Source organism: Oculatella sp. LEGE 06141 (assembly GCF_015207605.1).
Lineage (GTDB): Bacteria > Cyanobacteriota > Cyanobacteriia > Elainellales > Elainellaceae > Oculatella.
Genome location: NZ_JADEWO010000015.1, coordinates 41,104 through 62,880, shown reverse-complemented (window position 1 = coordinate 62,880; position 21,777 = coordinate 41,104). Strand labels below are relative to the sequence as shown.

The 21,777-nt window shown below is 49.2% G+C and carries 9 protein-coding genes; 4 read left to right on the top strand and 5 right to left on the bottom strand.

Features of this window, described 5'->3' with window-relative positions; genetic code table 11:
• Positions 1-112 precede the first annotated feature (112 nt).
• Both IQ268_RS12790 and IQ268_RS12785 read left to right on the top strand, forming a co-directional pair.
• On the top strand, positions 113-1,363 hold the full coding sequence (locus IQ268_RS12790) for an MFS transporter (protein ID WP_193879176.1): 1,251 nt from the start codon (positions 113-115) through the stop codon (positions 1,361-1,363).
• Between the two features lie 49 nt (positions 1,364-1,412).
• Positions 1,413-2,756, top strand: coding sequence for a cell wall metabolism sensor histidine kinase WalK (locus IQ268_RS12785; protein WP_193879173.1), 1,344 nt, complete (start codon positions 1,413-1,415; stop codon positions 2,754-2,756).
• Here the strand turns inward: IQ268_RS12785 and IQ268_RS12780 are convergent.
• The 3 genes from IQ268_RS12780 to IQ268_RS12770 form a co-directional block, all read right to left on the bottom strand.
• Entirely contained in the window at positions 2,745-2,981 is a 237-nt protein-coding gene (locus IQ268_RS12780) for a hypothetical protein (RefSeq protein WP_193879170.1), read from the bottom strand. The genes IQ268_RS12785 and IQ268_RS12780 overlap by 12 nt on opposite strands.
• Positions 2,982-3,055: 74 nt before the next feature.
• Positions 3,056-5,821 (bottom strand): PAS domain S-box protein, encoded by a 2,766-nt coding sequence (locus tag IQ268_RS12775; RefSeq protein WP_193879167.1) that lies wholly within the window; start codon positions 5,819-5,821, stop codon positions 3,056-3,058.
• Positions 5,822-5,957: 136 nt separating this feature from the next.
• Positions 5,958-12,272 carry an AAA family ATPase gene (locus IQ268_RS12770; RefSeq protein ID WP_193879164.1) on the bottom strand — a complete coding sequence of 2,105 codons (6,315 nt, stop codon included), beginning with the start codon at positions 12,270-12,272 and terminating at the stop codon, positions 5,958-5,960.
• Between the two features lie 603 nt (positions 12,273-12,875).
• Here IQ268_RS12770 and IQ268_RS12765 point away from each other — a divergent pair.
• Complete coding sequence (locus IQ268_RS12765; protein WP_193879161.1) at positions 12,876-16,745, top strand: PAS domain S-box protein; 3,870 nt, start codon at positions 12,876-12,878, stop codon at positions 16,743-16,745.
• A 469-nt stretch (positions 16,746-17,214) separates the two neighbouring features.
• Positions 17,215-18,414, top strand: coding sequence for an ATP-binding protein (locus IQ268_RS12760; protein WP_193879158.1), 1,200 nt, complete (start codon positions 17,215-17,217; stop codon positions 18,412-18,414).
• Between the two features lie 146 nt (positions 18,415-18,560).
• On the opposite strand, the gene IQ268_RS12755 is transcribed toward IQ268_RS12760, so the two are convergent.
• Both IQ268_RS12755 and IQ268_RS12750 read right to left on the bottom strand, forming a co-directional pair.
• Positions 18,561-19,955, bottom strand: a complete 1,395-nt coding sequence (locus IQ268_RS12755; protein WP_193879155.1) for a sensor histidine kinase — start codon at positions 19,953-19,955, stop codon at positions 18,561-18,563.
• A gap of 29 nt (positions 19,956-19,984) precedes the next feature.
• Positions 19,985-21,646 (bottom strand): FAD-dependent oxidoreductase, encoded by a 1,662-nt coding sequence (locus IQ268_RS12750; RefSeq protein ID WP_193879152.1) that lies wholly within the window; start codon positions 21,644-21,646, stop codon positions 19,985-19,987.
• Positions 21,647-21,777 lie beyond the last annotated feature (131 nt).

Below are 21,777 nucleotides of genomic sequence, written 5' to 3'. Positions count from 1 at the left end.
ACTTTTTGAAGTTATCACCTGCTCCAGTGTTTGTTGGGTTCGTAGCCGTCTGTTTGCTCAAGTTGTGAAACAACAATCGCTGGCAGGGAAAGCAGTTTTTCTATAAAAATTCATGCCTGATCGCAAGAAATCTGTTGAACATTTGCCCCACACTGAAGCGGCAGATCAGGTGGTTCGCCTGAGGCAACATAACCATCTGTTTTGGCTGCTGTCTACAGCGGCGGGGCTAATCTTTTTGCAGGGATACATGATTGCTCCCCTGATTCCCCGCCTAGCTGAGGTGTTTAATGTTCCCGTGCAGGAGATCGGTTTTATTGTTCCGGCTTACATGTTGTCTTATGCCCTGATGGCATTGTTGTATGGAATACTATCCGATCGATGCGGTCGCTGGTCTATTATTCGCATCTCTCTAGCGATTTTTGTGGTCTGTACTGCTTTAACAGCAACGGCACAAACTGCTGGACAAATGGCTACCTGGAGATTGCTTACTGGTATTGGAGCCAGTGGCGTCATTCCGCTCACCTTTGCGTTGATTGGCGATTTGTTTCCTTTCGAGCAACGGGGAAATCGGCTGGGTCTAGTATTTGCTGCAATGGAAGGCGGCATGGCAGCCGGATCGGCAGGAGGTGCCATTCTTGAGCCATTCGTGGGCTGGCGATCGCTGTTTGTGGGAACGGCGGCGCTCGCCGCTGTCGTTCTTTGGCGACTGCAACCCTATGGTGCCCTGTTTGATACACCTAAAGTCGAGAAATTGCCGTCTGTTCGTCAGCTTTTTAGCGGCTATAGTCAGGTTCTCGCTCACTTTCGAGGACAGCGTACCTATGTGTACGTGCTATGGAACGGAATTTATCATTCGGGTGTGTATACCTGGCTGGGGCTGTATTTATCACAACGCTACAGCATGGATGCGCTCAGCATTGGTTTAACTATTTTGGGGTATGGTGTTCCTGGCCTGCTGTTAAATTATTTAATTGGTAAAGCAGTCGATCGCTGGGGGCGGCGCTGGCTGATTCCGATCGGGTTAATGATGGCAGCGCTGGCTGGACTGGCCATGATTTTGGATATTCCTGCCATTGGCACGACGCTGGCTGTTCTGGTTTTATCATTGGGCTACGATCTGACTCAACCGCTGTTTGTCGGCATTGTGACGGACTTAGGAGACGACGATAAACTGGGGCAAACGATGGGGCTGAAGGTGTTTGCCCTGTTTACCGGATTTGGTGTGGGTAGCGTCGTCTTTGGAGAGCTACTGCGGTTTGGATTTGGCACATCGCTCCTAATCTTTGGTGGCATTCAGTTCATTGCCGGACTGGTTGCCATTCCGCTGTTTTGGCGGGAAGTGCCGTCTCGGTTGCGATCGTAGTGCTTTGAATCGCTAAGGTGAGAATAATAACCCAATCGATCCATTTCTAATGTTTCAAGCAACTCGGCGGCGTTTGGCGCTCTGGTACACGACAGTTACAGCAATATTGCTGCTGATCTTTGCCAGCGGATTTTATGTTTACGTTCGCAGTACGTTGATTGAACGCATTGACGACACGCTAAATCACGTTGTAGAGGTGGTGCAGCGATCGCTTGTAATTGAACCAATGGCACCCAATGCCGATACCGTAGGGTTTGATCCACCGCTTCGTATCAACTTTGAAGCCAGCTTTCGTGATAACGCTGACACCGTTGAAGACGACCACATTGATCTGGAATGGTTTAGCCCCACAGGAGAACTGCTGTGGTCTACACTGGCAACGCCCTTAGATACGCCTTTACACACCGACAGCCCTGAAGAAACGGTTCACCAAACCGACGATCAACTGCTGCGGCAGGTGACGCAGCGGGTGCAGGTGGGACGGCAGGTGTTGGGATATTTGCGCGTTAGCCATCCCTGGTTTGAAGTCACCAAACCCACCCGACAACTGATCCGGGATTTGAGTGTTGGCACCGGGTTAATGGTAGGAGCGATCGCGGCTATCGGGTGGTTTTTGTCGGGGTTGGCAATGGCTCCGGTGCGCGATTCCTATCAGCGTCTGAAGCAGTTTACAGCAGATGCATCGCATGAGCTACGCAATCCGATCGCTGTAATTCAAACAAACGTTCAGGTGGCGCTGGCCGATCCAGAACCCGAATTTCAGCAACAGCAATTACAGGTGGTGGAGCGGTTGACCCGTCGCCTGGGGCGGTTAGTAGATGACTTGCTGTTTTTGGCTCGTCAGGATAGCGGCATTGCACCGCGCCGCGCTGATGCAGTAGCCCTGGATGAACTGCTGTTGGAGGTACTTGAAGAACAGCAGGTAATCGCCACCGAAAAGAACATTCGTCTTTCGCTAGCGAGCCAACAAGCCGGGGAGGAACCAGAATCGCTGTATTCAATGCAGGGCGATCGCGATCAGTTAATTCGGCTGTTTACCAATCTGGTGAGCAATGCTGTGCAATATACGCCAACCGCCGGAACCGTTGATATAGCGTTACAGCGTAACAAACATCAGGGAATGCATATGATCCAGGTACAAGTGAACGACACTGGAATTGGCATTCCTGAAGAAGCCGTTCCGCATTTATTCGATCGTTTTTACCGCGTTGACCCATCGCGTACCCATGCCGGATTAAAAACCAATGACAAGGCGAGTTACAGTACCGGGTCAGGCTTAGGATTGGCGATCGCTAAAGTGATTGTTGACAACCACCAGGGGCACATTCAGGTAGATAGTATTATCCATCAAGGCACCACTTTCACCGTACTGTTACCCTACTCACCCCAATAGGCTCAGAAATCCACATACCATTGGTTGATTCGACCAATGGACGAATGACCAGTGTACTAATGTCAGGATATTGTATGGGTTGCTGCTGTGAGCAGAAGAGGGATGGCTCACGCTGCCTTCGTTTTGGGAGGGCAATGAATGAACAATGAACTTGTACTGCACCTGTGCTTGATCGGGATGGCAGATAGGCGATCGCCCACCAAAATTAGAATCACGGAGTTTCACTCAGCAGAGATGGACGGTTTTTTAAAGTGTTGACAGGCAACGCCTTGTTTGAATGCTATCGGCAATTGACTCGCTTAACTCTCCAACATCTCGATTGAGTCTGGCGGAATTAGGTAACGTGGTAGCGTAACATGCACCTCGGTGCCCTGGCCTGGAACAGAACTAACTTCAATGCTGCCCTGGTGCTGCTCCACAATTTGATAGCAAATGGCTAATCCCATTCCCGTACCTTTACCAATGGGTTTCGTTGTAAAAAATGGATCAAACACTTTTTGCTGCACTTCGGCTGACATTCCCAGTCCATTGTCTGCAATACAAATCTGCACCTGGTGAGACGCAACCACTTGAGTGCGGATGAGAATAGACGGACGATGAAGCGGGAGACATGAGGCGTGAGACGATTTGTTTTGCCATTCGTTTGCACCTGAGAGCTGAGAACTTCCTCCTACGTTGTTCGCAAAACAGGACGGTTGCTCAAGAGCCTCGATCGCATTATTCAAAATGTTCATAAACACCTGATTTAACTGTCCGGCATAGCACTCTACCAGAGGCAGATCGCCATACTGTCTAACAATTTGAATGTCAGGCTGTCCTGCTTTTGCGTTGAGGCGATTGCCCAAAATAGTGAGCGTGTTGTCTATGCCTTCATGCAAATCAACTGCTTTGATCTCAGCTTCATCCAGCCGCGAGAAGTTGCGTAGCGACAACACAATTTCTCGAATGCGTTGGGTTCCCATCTTCATCGAATCCAGCAATTTGGGCAAATCCTGTTTGAGAAATTCCAGATCAATGTTCTCAATGAATGTATGGATCTCTGGAGTGGGTTGCGGTACTTGAGCTTGATACAGTTCCAGCAGATGCAATAAATCTTGCGTATATTCCCCCGTCGGAGTGATGTTGCCATGAATAAAGTTGACTGGATTGTTGATTTCGTGAGCAATCCCGGCAACAAGCTGACCCAAACCAGACATTTTTTCGGCTTGAATCATTTGCATCTGAGTAAGCCGTAGCGTCCGCAGCGTTTGCTCCAACTCTTCTGCTTTCTCTTTGAGTTCAGCTTCAGAACGACGTAATGCCTTTTCTGCATTGTGGCGATCGGTAATATCACGGCTACTCCCCAGCACAGCGAAAATAGTTTCGTCTGAGTCGTACAACGGGGTTTTGCTTGTATCAAGGATTCGCGTTGAGCCATCGGCTACCGTAGCTGGATCGTAGGGATTATGGATGACTTTGCCCATCAGAGCTGCCTGATCATCTGTGCGGAATCCCCGAATGCCTGCTGCCGGATTGCCAAAGACTAACTCTTTCGAGAAGCCTAACTCTAGATCATCCTTGCCAAGGATGGACTCAATCGATTGATTGATTGCGTCTGCGTAGCTGCGATTGACCAGGATGTAGCGGAAGTCTTTGTCTTTAGCAAAAATCCAGTCCTGCGTCGAGTCGAGTACCGTTCGCAATAGGCGAGACTGGTACTTTGTTTCTCGTAATGCTTCCTGCAAGGCGCTTTCGGCTTGTTTTCGCTCGCTAATATCATGCATGGCTACTACGGCACCCAGTTTGTTTCCAGCCGCGTCAAAAAACGCCCGTCCGCTGGCCAGTAACGTACGCAGTTTCCCCTGCTTTGGCGCAATCACCATTTCACTCTCATGCACAATTTCTCCCTCAAACGCTCGAAATAGGGGGATTTCGTGCATTGGCATGGGCGTTATGCCGTCACCTAAATACAGGTCGAAGTATTCTGTCCACTGCTCTGCTGGCAAAGCAGCTTCGGGTAAACCATGAAATTCGCGGGTGGCGTTATTAAACAGCATTAGCTGTCTGTCTTCGTCACAGGCAACAATGCCGTCAGACAAACTGTCTAATATCGCTTTAAGGCATTCTCGCTCCTTCTGCAACTTCGCTTCTACCTGTTGGCGTTCTATCTGGATGCGTTGGCGCTCGTCTTCGGTGCGTTTGCGATCGCTCACATCCATCTGAATGCCATCCCAAATCGTTGAACCATCCGCTTCTCGGCGCGGTTTCGAGATCGTCTGAATCCACTTCACCGCTCCGGACGGCACAACGATGCGCCATTCATGGGCAAAGCCCTGGAGTTCTCTGGCAGACTGATGCAGTAAGAGCTGTCGCGGCTGGCGATCGTCGGCATAAATGGCTTCAAAATATCCAGTTGCCATCGCTTCTGGTTCCAGTTCATAGATTTCGCGACAGGCATCTGAGGCATAGATCAATGACGTTGAACCGTCTGGAGCCTGCTGATATTGGTAGAGCATTCCGGGCACATTAGCGGCCAACCGCTGAAAGCGGGCTTCACTTTCTCGCAGAGCCGTATTGGCCTGTTTTAGATCAGCCGTGCGCTCCTGTACCCGAAATTCCATTTCTTCATAGGCGCGGTTGCGTTCTGCTTCGGTTCGCTGCCGCTCCAGGATTTCCTGCTGCAATTCTCGGTTAATCGCTTCTAGCTGTTCAGGGGTTTTAAGCGCCAAGAATTGAGGTAACAGCGTCACCATTTGCAGGGCTGTGATGCAAGAAACCAGAGCCGTTGTGGCGTGTTCAAGACCAGCCAGCCAGTAATCTGGGTGCCAGAGCGTCCAGATATCGAATAGATGCCCAGCACCGCAGAGAATGATAAATGCCCCAAACAGCATGAATATGCCTGAAAAGGGAATATCTTTTCGCTTGTTTACAAAGTAAATTAAGAGTGCTGGAATGGAAAAATAAGCGATCGCAATGAGTGCATTACTCACCACATGCAGAGCAACCAGTGGCGTTTGCCAGAGATAACAGTGACCATGCGGAATATATTGACTAGACGATAGGGCACTGTTAATGATGTTCAACATTTTAGTTATTCCAGCAGCCGTTCATTAGTTTTGAAGACGCAGTATCAGTCCAAGTTCGTTTGAGTCAGCTTGGTGGCGAGAGGTTTGGAAGGTTAACTTCTCACAACATCAATTAACTTGCGGTTACAAGAGACGCTCAACCTGTGCCCGATTGAGTTTGCCGCAGTGGGATTTGAATGATAAATTCAGCCCCTTGTCCGGGCGATGAGATACATGTAAATGAACCGCCATGTTTTTCAGTCACGATTTGATAACTAATTGACAACCCCATACCTGTACCTTTACCGACGGGCTTTGTGGTGAAGAATGGATTAAACAGCCGTTGACGCACCGCTTCTGACATGCCCAACCCATTGTCAGCAATGCGAACTTCGGCTCGATCGGAACTGACAAGTTGAGTGCGAATACTAACGGTGGGTGTAAGTGATAAGGGTTGGGGTTTGAAGTTCTCTGTTGTGTTACCGGCTACCCATTTCTGGCTGTCCATTGCCTCCTCCAACGCATCGATCGCGTTGCTCAATACATTCATAAACACCTGATTGAGTTGTCCCGCATAACATTCGACTACAGGCAAATTGCTGTACTCTTTGATCACCGCAATGCCACTATGATCGGGTCTGGCTTTGAGTCGATGCTGTAAAATCATCAACGTGCTGTCAATGCCATCGTGAATGTTAATTGCTTTTACCTCGGCTTCATCCATACGGGAAAAGGTGCGGAGGGAGGCAACTATTTTCTGAATCCGCTCTGCCCCAATTCGCATGGAAGAAAGCAGGTTTGGCAGGTCTTCCAGCAAGAAGCCTAGATCAATTGTGTCTGCTTCTGTTTGAATTTCAGGATGGGGAGTGGGGTAATGCTTTTGGTACAGTTCCAACAACCCCAGAATGTCTTTAGTATAAGCATTGGCGTGGGTGAGGTTGCCAAAGATAAAGTTAACTGGGTTATTAATTTCATGAGCAACGCCAGCCACTAGCTGCCCCAGGCTAGACATTTTTTCTGCCTGAATCATCTGAGTTTGGGTGGTTTGGAGTTCTTGCAGGGTTTGCTCTAGCTCCTGTGTTCGCTGCTGCAACTGTGCTTCAGCGCGTTTGCGCTCACTGATATTGTTCACAAAAGCACAGTTATATTCTTCCCCGTCCAGTTCAAGGTAGTTCGCCCTCACTTCAACCGGATAGCTGTTTCCGAGTTGGTTAACGTTGCGCGTTTCGACGGTAAATGATCCCTCTGCTTTCAGGCTCTGCCAGTGTTCTCCCCACGACTCTGGCAGAAGATCTGGATTAAAATCCCAGACGTATTTCTGTAAAATATCTGCTTGAGAGTAGCCCAAATCGCGACAGGCCGCAGCATTTACATACGAAACCTGACCATTGGGTTTAATCCACCAAACTGGCAAACTGGCTCGATCGATCGCAAATTGAGTCAGCTTCAACGATTTTTCGGCATATTTGCGATCGCTAACATCTATCACAATGCCATCCCACACAATCGAACCATCTGCTTTTCTCTCTGGTTGAGCCGCAGACTGCACCCACTTCACGATTCCTGATGGGGTGATAATTCGCCATTCGTATACAAACGGAGTCAAAGTTTGGGCAGAGTGGAGCATAGCCTGTTCAACACCGGCACGATCATCAGGATGATGCATCCGGTATAAGTCATGGGTCCCTGCCATTGCTGCTTCCGCTTCCACTTCGTACAGCTCGAAGCAACCAGAACTGGCATAGGGAGTACAGGTAGAGCCATCGGTGGCCAGACAAAACTGATAAATCATGCCTGGAACGTTGGCAGCCAGGTTCCGCAACCGGGTTTCGCTGATTTGTAGGGCGTTTAGAGATCGTTCTAACTGTTGGGTATAAGCCTGCGACTGCTGATAAAGACGGGCATTTTCCAGGAAAATAGCCGACTGGGTACATAACAGGCTAAGCAGTTCTACGCGATCGCTGGTGAATACCCCTGTCGCCAGATTATTTTCCAGATACAACACACCCAGCAACTTACCCTGATGCAGGATCGGCGTACACAAAATACTCCTGGGCTGGTTCCGCTGAATGTATGCGTCAGATAGCAGCAGCGAATGATGGGTTGCATCAACAATTACAGTGGTCTCAAGGCTGCGTTTAACTCCATTCACAAGATTGACTGGAATTTCCTCACTGTCTTCTACTGGAATGGCTTCCAGGGTTGACGGGCAGGACTTTGCAAACTTGACGGCCGTCAACATCAAACGGTTGTCTTGCAACAACATCAATGCACACTTCTGTGCGCCTGCACTTTCAATGACAATGTCCAGCAAGGTGAATATTAATTTATCAAGCTGCATCTCGCTAGACAAAGATTGAGATGCTTTTAGTACCGCAGCCAGGTCTAGTGCATTTGAAATGCTGCTGGATGGGGACGTTTGGTTGACAGAAGATAGGGCGAAAATCGTTTCAGTGGCAATCAGTGGCTGCTGTTGCTGCTGTTGCTGCTGTTGCAAAACAGGCGCTAAAAGCTGTGGATAGCGTTGTTCCAGATCATTGATCTTGGCAGCAGATCCCCAACGAGCATAACAGTAGTACGCTTCAGTCATGTACTCTTGAGCAATCCGTTCTTTGCCCCATTCCAGGTAAAATGTTGCTGCGAGTTCATTAGCAATCGCTTCTTCATTCAGGTATTCATTTGCTTTAGCGGTTGAAATGGCCTGATCGTAAGCTTCTAATGCTTCTATGCGCTGGCCAGAGATGCGGGCGATTTCAGCCGACAGCAAAAGATATCGATGCTGAAAGTTCTCTGGGCAATGATCTGCCCATGTTTTGACCATGTGCTGATGCTGTTGCAGAACACTCCAGTACTGGCTTTTCTCTTCTGATGTAGCGGTAGGATAGAGTGCTGCTAAGCTAAGCGGGTAATAGAAATAGTATTGAATAATTGGGAAGAAACCAGCATTAGAGGGTAGTGTTGGCTCTGCCTCTTTCGCTGCTTGAACGGCATCGTTGTAGCGACCATACAGGTACGAGAGCTGTAGTTTGAGAAAGCAATACCAGTTGATGCCATGTTCAAAGTTCCGCTTTTGTCGCCAAACATTGATATGGGGAACGTCATGCTGATTCCAATCGTCGTAATTTTGATCGTGCAGCAAATCGGTATCTGGCAAGAGGTCTTGCAGGTTCAGGATAAACTGTCGCTGTAGCGTAAACGCATACAGCATATTGATATCGTTTACCTGCTGTACGTAGCTTAAATATTTTTCGGTTTCTGCGTAGACATCGGATAGGCGATCGCCCTTTACCAACATCGCCCAAATCAGAAATGAAACGGCCCAAACCCCAAACACAACATCTCCACCTTCCTGGCTGGCTTGAAACGATTGCCGAGACAGCGGTAGATTTGTTTTTAGATGCTGGTTATAGGGATTGATTGTGTGTGCAAAGATGTTATTGGTTTTGTAGATAAATTTAGTACTGTTAAAATGTCGGTCTAGCTTCAGGGCCAAGGTGCCAAACTCATACGCCGTTTGGTAGTCTCCCTGGTTAGCCAAACTCATTCCATACAGGCAGTAAGCAAAACCAGAACCTTCAGCATTGCCGTGAGTTAATGAGGTATTGAGCATTAACAGCAGGCTTAGATGTGAAAGATATTGATGGCCGCCCATGTAGGCTGCTGCCCAAAGGTCTGCTAAAAGACTCATGCAGACTTTATAGATGGGATCGGTCATCTGGGGTCGATCAAACAGATCGGCTGGGCGAACTGTTTTCAGTTTAGTGTGAAGTTTTTCCAGTTCAGCGGTGATGGCGGCTTGCTGTTCTTCGACGGTGGACGGTAGATGCATTCCCATGATGCTCAACCCTTTGAGTCCAGCTTCAAACCCAGCCTGGATATTTTCGCCCTGAGTCATTTTCAGATACATTTGAATGGCGTAAATATCGGCTTTGTCAAACTTATCTTGAGCGTGATGCAAGGCAACATCAAACAGCTTTTCTGCTGGATCAAGATGACCGGTTAAGTATTCACATTCTGCGCGTTCTCGATACAGGCCAAAGGTAAGCCCATAGTCGGTTTGCCAGCTATCTGCTGATAACAGCTCTAAACCGATCGCAAAATATTCGACGGCTGCTTTATACGCAGTGGAAATCTTTGCTTTTCTCCCGGCAATCAGGTTGAGTTGAGCCGTTTCTTTCTTTTCTGATAATTGAGTGGCGATCTCAATTCCTTGATTTAACTGATTAACAATATCAAAAATTTTAGTTTCAAGCGCTTCAGGTGGGGTATGTTGTAGCAGTAATTTTCCGATTTTTAAATGAGATGCTTTCTTCTGAGAGTCAGGAATGAGGGAGTAGGCTGCCTGTTGAACGCGATCGTGCAGGAATTTGTAGCGAACAGCCATTAACCCCTGTTCGTCAGCCCTTTGAGTGTCTACCTGGCTCTCGGCTAATGACCCGTTTCGGTGGATTAATGATGAATTTTGATAAAATTTGTAGACTTCATTGGTCGGTATGATAAATCCTTCCTGGATCGCTTTCCACAAATCCTCAGCCGTCTCTGCCTGAGACTTTTCATATACGGTGGCCAATGTGGCCAAGTGAAATTGATTGCCAATACAGGCCGCTAGCTTCAGGACATGCTGCGTTTTAGCAGACAATTTTTGCAGTTGAAGCGCCATGAATTCGACAACATCTTCGGTGAGGGCGAGCGATCGCACGGCTGCAATATCACACTGCCAGTGCCCGACGTTGAAGTTGAAGGTGATCAGATCGTCCTCATGTAACGCCTTGAGAAATTGACTGGTAAAGAAAGGATTGCCCTGCGTTTTTTGGTATACCAACTCGGTTAATGGCAAGGCAAGATCTTTTGTACAGCTCAATGTATCTGCAACCAGTTGGTTGATGTCGGTTGAACTCAGCGGAGTCAAGACAATTGTGTTGAGCGTTGCGTTTGCCCTCTCAATTTCCTCCAGCGTCAGCATTAAGGGGTGTGCTGCAAACACTTCGTTATCGCGATAGGCTCCCAAAATCAATAGATAGCCTGTCTCTGTCTCATCCATCAATAGCTTGAGCAAATTGAGCGAAGCAGAATCAGCCCACTGCAAGTCGTCAATAAATACCACCAACGGATGGTCTGCGGTGGTAAACACCTGAATGAACTGCTGAAACAGTCGATTGAAGCGATTCTGTGCGGCACTACCAGAGAGTTCCGGAACCGCAGGCTGTTGACCAATAATTTGCTCCAGTTCAGGAACCACCTCTATAATGACCTGGGCATTTTCACCCAATGCTTCTAGAATGCAGGTTTTCCATTGCGCCAGTTGAGTATCGGTTTCATTCAGCAGTTGCCCCATCAAGTCACGAAAAGCTTGTACAAATGCGCTAAAAGGGATGCTTCGCTGAAATTGGTCGTACTTGCCTTTGATGAAGTAGCCGCGCTGCCGCACGATGGGCTTGTGGACTTCATTCACTACAGCGGTTTTGCCAATGCCAGAGAAACCCGCAACAAGCAGTAGTTCGGTATTGCCGCTGCTAACCCGGTTGAAGGCACTCAGCAGTTCAATCACTTCAGTTTCTCGGCCATAGAGCCGTTCGGGAATCAGAAAGCGATCGCATATATCCCGTTGCCCCAGCGAAAACCATGCAAGGTTTCCCTTTTCTTTATATTGGGACAAGCACTGTTCCAGGTCATGTTTTAGCCCTAACGCGCTCTGGTAGCGATCTTCAGCCGTTTTCGCCATTAACTTAGCCACAATCTCAGACAGAATAGGGGGCATCAGCGGATTGAGACTGTGGATCATCGGCGGCTGCTTCGCCAGGTGGCAATGTACCAACTCCATTGGGTCGCAGGACTGGAAAGGCATTTGTCCTGTCAGCAGTTCAAAAAAGGTGACTCCCAACGAGTAGAAATCGCTACGGTAGTCAATTCCCCGGTTCATGCGTCCCGTTTGTTCCGGTGACAGATAGGCCAGAGTGCCTTCCAGAACATTTGGGTTTTGGATGTCCTGAGTTTCTCGCGGTAAAAGAGTTGAGATGGAAAAGTCGATCAGTTTTACCTGAAGCGAGTCGGGATGAATCAGAATATTGGAGGGTTTGATGTCTTTGTGAATCACCCGATGTTGGTGCAATTGGTGTAGAGTTTCTACCAACTGGCAGGCGATCGGAAGGAACTGGTTAAACGAGAGCGGCTCGTCTTTAGCGAATTGGCGCAACGAAATGCCGCCAACGTCTTCCATCACGAAGAGATAGCCGTTGTGATAGGAGTCGAGGCTGTAGGGCTGGATGATGCCCGGAAGGTTGAGGTTTTTGGTAATGGCATACTGATTCTGAAATTGCACCAGTTCCGCAAAACTAGGAAACTCATTTCTCAGTAGTTTGATCACTACTGCCTTTCGATCAAATTCCCGCATTCCTCGATAAACAAGTGTTCTGGTGCCCGCGTAAAGTTGCTCAGTAATGTAGTAACCCGGAAAGTCCTGTTTCACAGCCATATGGTTGAGTCTCTACTCTTGCAGGGAATAAACGGTGCGACTGAGACGCATCCGTTGAGCAGGGTTCCCAGTCGCTATTTCAAGTGGTTTAATACTCATTGTTCCCAGGCCAAATGAAGCTGGCACACAGCAATTTAGAAATTTAGGAAGGGGGTCGCGTTCTGTAACCTCCAAAGCAACCGATTTGGAACTCTGTCAGGATTTTGGGGGTGTGAGGTTGTTTGAAACGGATTAAGTGTCTGCTTAAACGTCTGCTGTAAGGGCGTAGCATTCGGCAAGATCGCCCTTGACTAGACTCAGACGTGGCGTGCTTGGTGCAGGGTATGACCACGCCCCTACAGGTTGTTGGGCTACTTCAAACCATCTTTTAGAGACTTTAGAACGGAACTGGCTCTCGCTCGTCAGTCTAGCAACGTTCATCCACCCAAAAGTTCAAACGGCACTTGAGTGAATGGGGTGTTGTCGAGAAGGGATCGGCAATCCTTCGCTATAGTGGTGACAACTTTGAATAATCGCTAAACGTAGAAAAATCAAATGCATTGGCGGCAATTTGTCAAAAAAACGTCGATCCGTCCAGGGAACCATTAAGGGGGGGTGATCACAATGGTGCCGTTGGCATTGTTCTGGCTAGGTGTGGGAATTGGAGGGGTAGTGGTTCTGCTGCTAGGGCACATCCAACGCGCTGACGTGGTTCTGCGGCGGTATGAGCGGATTGTATCCAGTGCACCAGATGGCATTGCCCTGCTTGATCGTACCTACACGTACCAGTTGGTTAACCAGACCTACCTCAGCAGAGCGCAAACGCAGCAAGAGAACCTGATTGGCTACACCATTGGTAACGTGATCGGGGAAGCCCGTTTTCAGAGCCAGGTAAAACCTCAATTCGATCGCTGTCTTGCCGGAGAAACAGTCCGATACGAAGAATGGTTGGACGATGCGGACGGTCGGCGGTGCTTTATTGGTGTGACCTATGCCCCCTACGTAGAGTTGGATGGCACCGTTACTGGCGTTGTTGTTACCACCCGCGACCTGACGAACCTGAAGCAGGCAGAAGAAGACCTGCAACGATCGAGAGCCTTTTTGAACCAGATCATCAATGTCATCTCAGATACTATCTTTGTTAAAAATGAGCAGTATCGCTTTGTGTTGGTGAACCGAGCGGTTTGCGAGTTAACGGGGGTCTCGGAAGATGACTTCTTGGGTCGTTCAGACTATGACTTCTTTCCTGAAGAACAAGCCGATCATTTTCGGCAGAAAGATCAGCAGGTCTTTCAAACCGGGTTGGAAGATGTTGTTGAAGAACCACTCACTAACCTGATGGGCGAAACTCGATGGTTGCTGACGAAAAAGGTGTGCTTTCAAAACCAGCACGGACAGAAGTTTTTGGTGGGTTCCAGTCAGGATATTACTGAACTCAAAGCAACCGAAGCGGCACTACGACAGCAAGCCTACCAGGAACAGGCGTTGAATCGGATTGTTCAGAGTATTCGCAACTCGCTTGATCTGGACACGATTTTTTCAACGGCAACCCACGAATTTGCCCAACTGTTGCAGCTTGATTTAGTTAATATTCTTCAACGCTTTCCAGAGCGACATTGCTGGGTGCCAATTACAGAACAGGTTCGGCATCCAGAATTACTCTCGACCCTGGGCGTTGAGATTGCAGATGCAAACAATCCCCTGACTGCACGCTTAAAACAGCGAGAAGTTGTTTTGGTTGAAGACACACATACCCTGAGCGACCCCATTAACCAGGCGGCTCAACAACATGCACCCGCTGCCTGGTTAATGGTTCCGTTAGAAGTAAACGGTGCCGTTTGGGGTTGCCTGGTTGGAATCAAGTCCCCTTTGCCCGCTACGTTTACAGAGGATGAACATTATTTGGCTTGTCGGTTTGCCGACCAACTGGCGATCGCCATTCAACAGGCCAACTTCTATCAACAAGTACAGCAACTCAACCAGGAGTTAGAACAACGAGTACAAAAACGAACGGCTGAACTGATACAACGGAATGAAGCGCTATACCAGAGCGAAGCCCGCCTTCAGCACATAGCGACCAATATACCCGGTGTTCTTTACCAAAATCTTAAACGTGGTGATAGGAACGTCCTGACTTACATTAGCGCTAACTGCCAGCAGGTTTTTGAACTAGAGCCAGCTAAAATTCAGGCCGATTTAAGCCTATTGGAAACGATGGTGGTGGCAGAGGATGTAGATGCTTTGCAGCAAGCCATTGCTCTGAGCGTGAAAACGTTGCAACCCCTTAGCCATGAGTATCGAATTATCACTCCCTCTGGTCGGCTGAAATGGATTCACACCCGTTCGCATCTAGAGCAGCAGCCCAATGGGGATGTGCTGTGGCATGGTGTGTCGTTTGACATCACCGATCGCAAACTGGCAGAGGTCGAGGTTCGCCGCAGCAAAGACCTGTTTGAAGCCATCTTTGAAGAATCGGCAGATGCTATTTTTCTGGTTGATCCGTCCAGCTTACTGATTGAGGACTGTAACCGCCGCGCTATAGAACTGTTTGAAGCCGATCGCAAGCAGGATTTAGTCGGCATTCAAGGTCACACTCTGCATCAAACTCCATTTTCAGAGGCAGAGAGGCTTAAGCTGCGTAGAGAATTTAGCCGACAAGGGGTCTGGAGCCAGGAGATTGAGTACCGCACATTCAAGGGGCATGCGTTTTGGGGCAATTTTGCGTCCAAGCGCATTCAGGTTGCCCATCGGCAAATGAACCTGGTACGAATTACCGACATCAGCCATCGCAAGCAGATAGAAGCGGCTCTACAAGCCAGTGAGGCTCATTTTCGCAGACTGATTGCCGACCTTCAGGTGGGAGTGGTGGTCTTCAATGCCGAGCTGATTCCACTGCTGTTTAACTCCAAGATGTTGGAACTCATGGAAGTTACAGCAGACGAAATGCTGAGTCGAACGCTACTCGATGCTGTTTGGGATGTGATTCGGGAAGATGGGTCGCCTATGCCAACCGCAGAGTATCCGGTTGTGCTGGCAACTGTGACCCGTCAGCCAGTGCTGGATGTCGTTTTGGGGGTTTATCGACCGATTACACAAGACAGGGTCTGGTTACTGGTCACGGCAGAGCCTCAGCTTGATCAGGAGGGCAGGGTTAAACAGGTGATCGCTACCGCCAGTGACATTAGCGATCGCAAACGAGCCGAAGAGTCACTCCGCCAGTTTGCCGAACGGGAACACCTATTACGAACGGTGACGCAACAAATTCATCACTCCCTGGATTTAGAGAGCATTCTTGATACGACGGTCACTGAAGTGCGGCAAATGCTTCAGGTAGACCGAGCCTTAATTTTTCACCTGACTTCAAGCTCATCGGGTGTGGTGTTAAAAGAATCGGTGCTGCCAGAGTACTCCAGCACTGCCACGATGTTTTGGGAAGATGACTGTTTTCCGCCGGAATGCCACGCCCACTATCAACAGGGCAAACCTCGCGTAATTTTAGATGTGGCTCTGGATCAGTGGGTCTCTTGTTTGAGCGCGTTCCACCGAGAAGCAGGAGTGAAGTCTAAGGTGGTTGCTCCAATTGTGCTTAATTTGGAAGATACGGAGCCTCATCTCTGGGGCGTGCTGGTGGTGCATAGCTGTGCTTACTACCGCCAGTGGGAAGCGGTAGAAGTGGCATTGTTGCAGCAAATTGCCAACCAACTGGCGATCGCCATTCAGCAGTCAGCTCTTTACCAGCAACTTCAAACCAAACTGAGCGAGCGTCGCCAAATTGAAGCGCAACTGCGAACCTCTCTGCAAGAAAAAGAAGTTTTGCTAAAAGAAGTTCATCATCGGGTGAAAAATAACCTGCAAGTTATCTCCTCAATGCTCTGGCTACAAGCAAGGGCTGCCCAACACGCCATTGTGTTCAATGCTTTGGCAGATACCCGCAATCGGCTACAGGCGATGGCGTTAATTCATGAAACGTTTTACCAATCGACTAATTTAGGGCAACTTAGCTTTGATGACTACATTCAATCCCTGGTTAGTAATATCCTGGCTGCCCACAGTACTCGTTCTAGCCCCATCCGCTTGGTTTATCATTTGCGTCCGACTGTACTTAATCTTGAAACGGCGATTCCCTGTGGTTTGCTGTTGAACGAGTTGGTGACCAATGCCGTAAAACATGCTTTTCCAAACCATCGAGCAGGCGAAATTTGCATCGTGCTAGAAGAGCGCACCGCATCTAACCTGGCCTCTCCATCGGCAGGCGCAGGACACTCAGCGCTATCTCAACCTCTAACACAACAGCCTACAAGCTATGTCTTGACGGTTCAAGATAACGGGGTTGGCATTCCCGACGACCTGGATCTTGAGAACCTGAAGTCTTTAGGACTCAAGATTACCTACGATTTAGCGCTACAGCTTCGAGGCAACTTGACACTCGATCGCTCCAGTGGCACTCGGTTTCAATTGACCTTTTCGGTATTGGAGTATCGCAAGCGGTTTTAGCTTGAAGTTTTATGTTGAAAATAGTTAAAGAACCTTAGCATTGTTATGTTTTCTTAGCGTTGACGATAAGTTATAAGCAGTCTTTTCTGTGGCGAACAAATGCTGCCACTCGTCGTGTAGGAGCCGCTCATGGCTGAGTCTTTAGAAGGATGCTGTAGACGTGTTAAGCGCAACCTAAACGGCTGTCTTTTCTGGCTTAGTGCAGGCGCTAATCTCCCAATTCTGGTGACCTTTGAACCAGAATTGGCTTGAACGTTCTCCATGTTGAGGAGTTTAGGAGGTCAATGCAGACCATTTGCTACGTTTCATCACCCTCTGAGAAGCTGTCTGCGAAAGATGCAATAGTCTGCATTAGCCTGTCAACCTTCCGATTTTGGGAGACTTTAAGACAGAATGATTCGGAAGGCTACCAAACATGGGGGATTAGGAAGCGGTTCGAGTTGGGCTTAGCACTTCTCAGACAACTTAGATGGAATTCGTCTCACTGAGTAGCGAACCGATTCAAGATATGGCAAACACCAGGATTCTGATTGTTGAAGATGAAATCTTAATCGCTAGAGAGATTGAGGGTTGCCTACAGGAATTAGGATATAGCGTTGTCGGTATTGCGGCGGACTCTGAAACGGCGTTGCAGCGCATCATGGAAACCCATCCCGACTTGGTGCTGGTCGATATTGTGATTCAGGGAGAGCAGGATGGAGTCGCCTTAGCCAAGCAAGTGCGCGATCGCTACCAACTTCCGGTGGTTTACCTCACCGCCTATGTTGATGAGCAAACTCTGGCACGGGCAAAACTAACCCGACCCTTTGGCTACATTCTCAAACCGTTCAACAAAAATGATTTGCGAGTGGGTGTTGAAATTGCCCTGGCGCGCCACCAGATAGAGATGGAAGAGAAAAGCACCTTGCTTTCTCTGGTGGAACACTACACCAGCGAGGCGACACCAGCGCCAGACAGCACAAACTCTGAATCGTTTGAGTATATTTCTATTCTGTCCCACGAACTCCGCAATCCCATTTCAGCCATTCAACTCGCAACCACTATGTTGGGAGTTTATAGCGATAAAATGGATGAAACGAAGAAGCAGCAATTGCTTCAGCGCATTCAGGCTGCTGCTGCCACAATGAATCAACTGATTGAAGATGTCCTTACTTTGGGACAAACGGGACACCACGCTACACCGTTTTGCCCCGAAGAAACAGACATCGTTGAGTTTTGCCACATTTTGTTGGAAACCGTTCAGTGGAGTGCAGCCGATCGCCCCAAAATTGATTTTGTTTATCAACCCAATGCTATTTCTGCCTGGGTTGATAAAAAGCTTTTGTGGCATGCGTTAAGCAATTTAGTGGGAAATGCCATCAAGTATTCGCCCGATGATTGTAATGTTGTTTTGCGAGTATCCGGCACGGTGGAAGCGGTGTGTGTTGAGGTGCAAGATTATGGAATTGGTATTCCACCAGGCGATCTAGAGCATTTGTTTCAGCCATTTTATCGCGGCTGCAACGTTGGCAAAGTGCCTGGAACCGGGCTGGGATTAGCGATCGCCAAACGAGCTATAGAACTGCACAGTGGCCAGATCACCGTCGATAGCCAGGTGGGATATGGTACAACCTTCCTCATCACATTACCGCTTGGCGATCGCCAGGCGAGAGGTGCCGATGTGGGATAAATGTAACCGTAAGCGGATGCGTTAAAGGGACGGATTGTCGCTCGAACCGCCTCTTCTGGAAGACTTTGAAACAGAATCGGCTTGGAAGTCCCCAAGGTTGAGGAATTCAGGGGACGAGTACAGCACATTGGCTGTTGAAATTGGCTCTATACGGTCAGGGGTAAGCAAATGGAAAAGCAGGTTCTCCCTGGCTTAGATTCAAACAAAATGCTGCCCTGGTGCCGATTTTCTACAATTCGCCGCACCAGATCCAGACCCAACCCGGAGCCTTGGCCTACTAGCTTGGTGGTAAAGAACGGCTCGAATATACGTGACTGAATCTCAGGGGAAATGCCGCTGCCAGAATCTACGATATCTACCCGAACTGACCCTTTTCTGTGATGGGTTGTAATCTCAAGGGTTCCTTTACCATCCATCGCAGCGATCGCATTATCAATTAAATTAGTCCACACTTGATTGAGTTCGCTACCGTAAGCCAGCACTTTAGGAATCTGTTTGTCATAATTCCGTTGAACCTGAACGCCATACTTGAGTTTATGGGCAAACAGGCGCAATGTGTCCTCTAATCCCTGGTGTACATCGACTTCCTGTTGGACGCCCTGATCCAGATAGGAGTAGGATTTCATTGCTTGCACTAATTCCGAAATTCGTTCAGCACCGCGCAGCCCATGTTTAATCATGATCATCACTTCAAACGAGAGAGCTAACCAGTGCAGGCCGATCTCTCGCAACTCGGTGGGGTCATCTCGCCACCGTTCCATTAGTGAAGACAGCGTTTCGGCTTCAACACTGCCTTCTGCCAGTGGTTCGGCTAGTTTCCATGCCTGGTTTACACCATACTCTTCTAGCCAGTCCAACAGTTTGTCCTCGCGATCGCTCAACGTGACCGGATCGGCGCGATCGTTGAGGATGACATCGTACCCCTGATCCCGCAAGTTTAACCATTGCTGAGTATGGGCATCTTCAACCTGCCGTTGCCCATAGACCAGGTTCATCCGCTGAAGTTCAAGAATAGCGGCTGGCATTTCTCGCAGGGCGCGAACGAGAGCGGCGGCTGGATTGTTGAGTTCATGAGCCAGTCCAGCCGTCAGAGTTCCCAGTGCGGCCATTTTCTCACGTCCGCGAATGAAGGACTCTAACCCACGCGATCGTTTCTCGACCAGGCGGAACACAATGCGCTCGAACTCTCGACATTCGTGCAGCAGTTTGCGAAAATCGTCTCCTTCAATGTTGTACAGGTTGCAGTCGGTCAGCGCCCACAGGGTGACTGGCACGGCTGTATCTGTTAGCACTTGTGTTTCCCCAAAAAAGGCCGGAGCATCATGTCGTCCTAGCGGGATATCAACCCCCTCACTGTGGCGGGTGATCTTGATCTGACCCTTGACAACGATGAACACACCACGAGGTGGATCTCCTTCCTTTACCAGTATTTCTCCAGCGTGCAGTTCAATGACCTGGGCGCGATCGCACATCCACTTCAACCGTTCCTGGGGCAGTTGGTTAAAGGGTTCAAGATCGGTCAGTTCCTCAATGCATAACATGGGCAAACCTCTCTTACGGTTGACAAGAGCTATACTCTGCTGAGGTAACGGTGAATAAATTGCACTGAGATTGATCCCTCTCCTACACCAGAGGCGACTCGTTTGACTGAACCATGACGGGCATCTCCAGCAACAAAAATGCCGGGAACGCTGCTTTCTAGCAGGAAGGGATCGCGCTCCAAATTCCACCGTTTGGGCGGGTGGCCATCGTGCATTAAATCAGGCCCGGTTAAGATAAAGCCCCGTTCATCTCGCTCGACAACACCGTCTAGCCAGTCGGTTTTGGGCATTGCACCAATGAAGATAAATAGAGACGTTGTATTCACTGTCTCCACGACACCTGTATTCATATCGCGAATAACGATCGCTTCCAGATTGCTTTCCCCTTTCACTTCCTCTACCACACAGCCTGTGCAAACGGTGATGTTGTCTGTCGAGGCGATCTGATCGATCAGGTATTGGGACATGCTCTTGCTCAGGGGCGATCGCACCAGCATGATCACTTCACGAGCGTACTTGGAAAAGTGCATAGCGGCCTGCCCAGCAGAGTTGGCTCCGCCCACCACATAAACCACCTCACCCTGGCAAGCAATGGCTTCGGTCATGGCTGCACCGTAATAAACGCCAGCCCCACAGAGTTTGTCCATTCCAGGAATATCTAACCTGCGGTACGAAACCCCCGTTGCAATGAGCAGCGCATGGCAACTAATCTCACTGCCGTCTGCCAGTTGCAGAATGCGGTAGGGATCTGTAATTCGAATCCCTGTCACTTCTTGAGGCGTTAGAATCTCGACGCCAAAGCGTCGCGCTTGCGTAACGGCTCGGCGGGCTAAATCCATACCGCTTAACCCAACCGGAAACCCCAGGTAATTCTCGATGCGAGAACTGGAGCCTGCCTGCCCGCCCGGTGCTTCTCGCTCAATCATGACGGTACTGAGTCCTTCGGATGCGCCATAAACGGCGGCGGCCAGCCCCGCCGGCCCACCACCCACGATCGCCAGGTCATAGAAGGGACGTTCTGCCTGGGTTTTTAGGCCAATTTTGTCGGCGATCGCCCGATTGGAGGGTTGCACCAGGCGGGAGCCATCGGGAAACAACACCAGCGGCAACTGTTGCCGACCATCTGATTCGGCATATTCGACCAGTTGAGCGGCTTCGCTCTCTAGTTCAATATCCAGCCACTGATACGGCATCTGGTTTCGCGCCAGAAAGTTTTTCACCTGATGAGACAGGGGCGACCAGCGGTTGCCGATGACGCGAATGCCTTCAAACGGAGGCCGGAAGGAGGCCAGCCAATCATCCAGCAAATCGTCCAGAACGGGATACAGCCGCTCCTCTGGTGGGTCCCAGGGTTTTAGCAGGTAATAGTCGATCCGGGTGCGATTAATGGCGCGAATGGCGGCATCGGTATCTGCATAGGCCGTCAGCAAGGCTCGTTTGGCGTTGGGAAAGACATCGATCGCCTGTTCCAGAAATTCCACACCCCCCATTTGGGGCATCCGCTGGTCAACGAGAAACAGCGCCACCAGTTCATTTCGCAACTTTATTTGTTGCAATGCGGTTAGCGCCGAAGAACCAGAATCGGCACGAACAATACGAAAGCGATCGCCATATTGATGCCGTAGATCACGATATACGGCTTGTAGAACATCTGGATCATCATCAACGGTTAGAACAACAGGTTTCGCCATACCTTTTAGTCCTTAATGCAACGATCGCACGGTTTAATCGGATGGGTTAGAAGTGCAGCCAGCACGCAAATTACGGTTCAGCCAGTTTGCGATTGGTTGTGCAACTTTTTATAGACACGCTTCTACAGGTA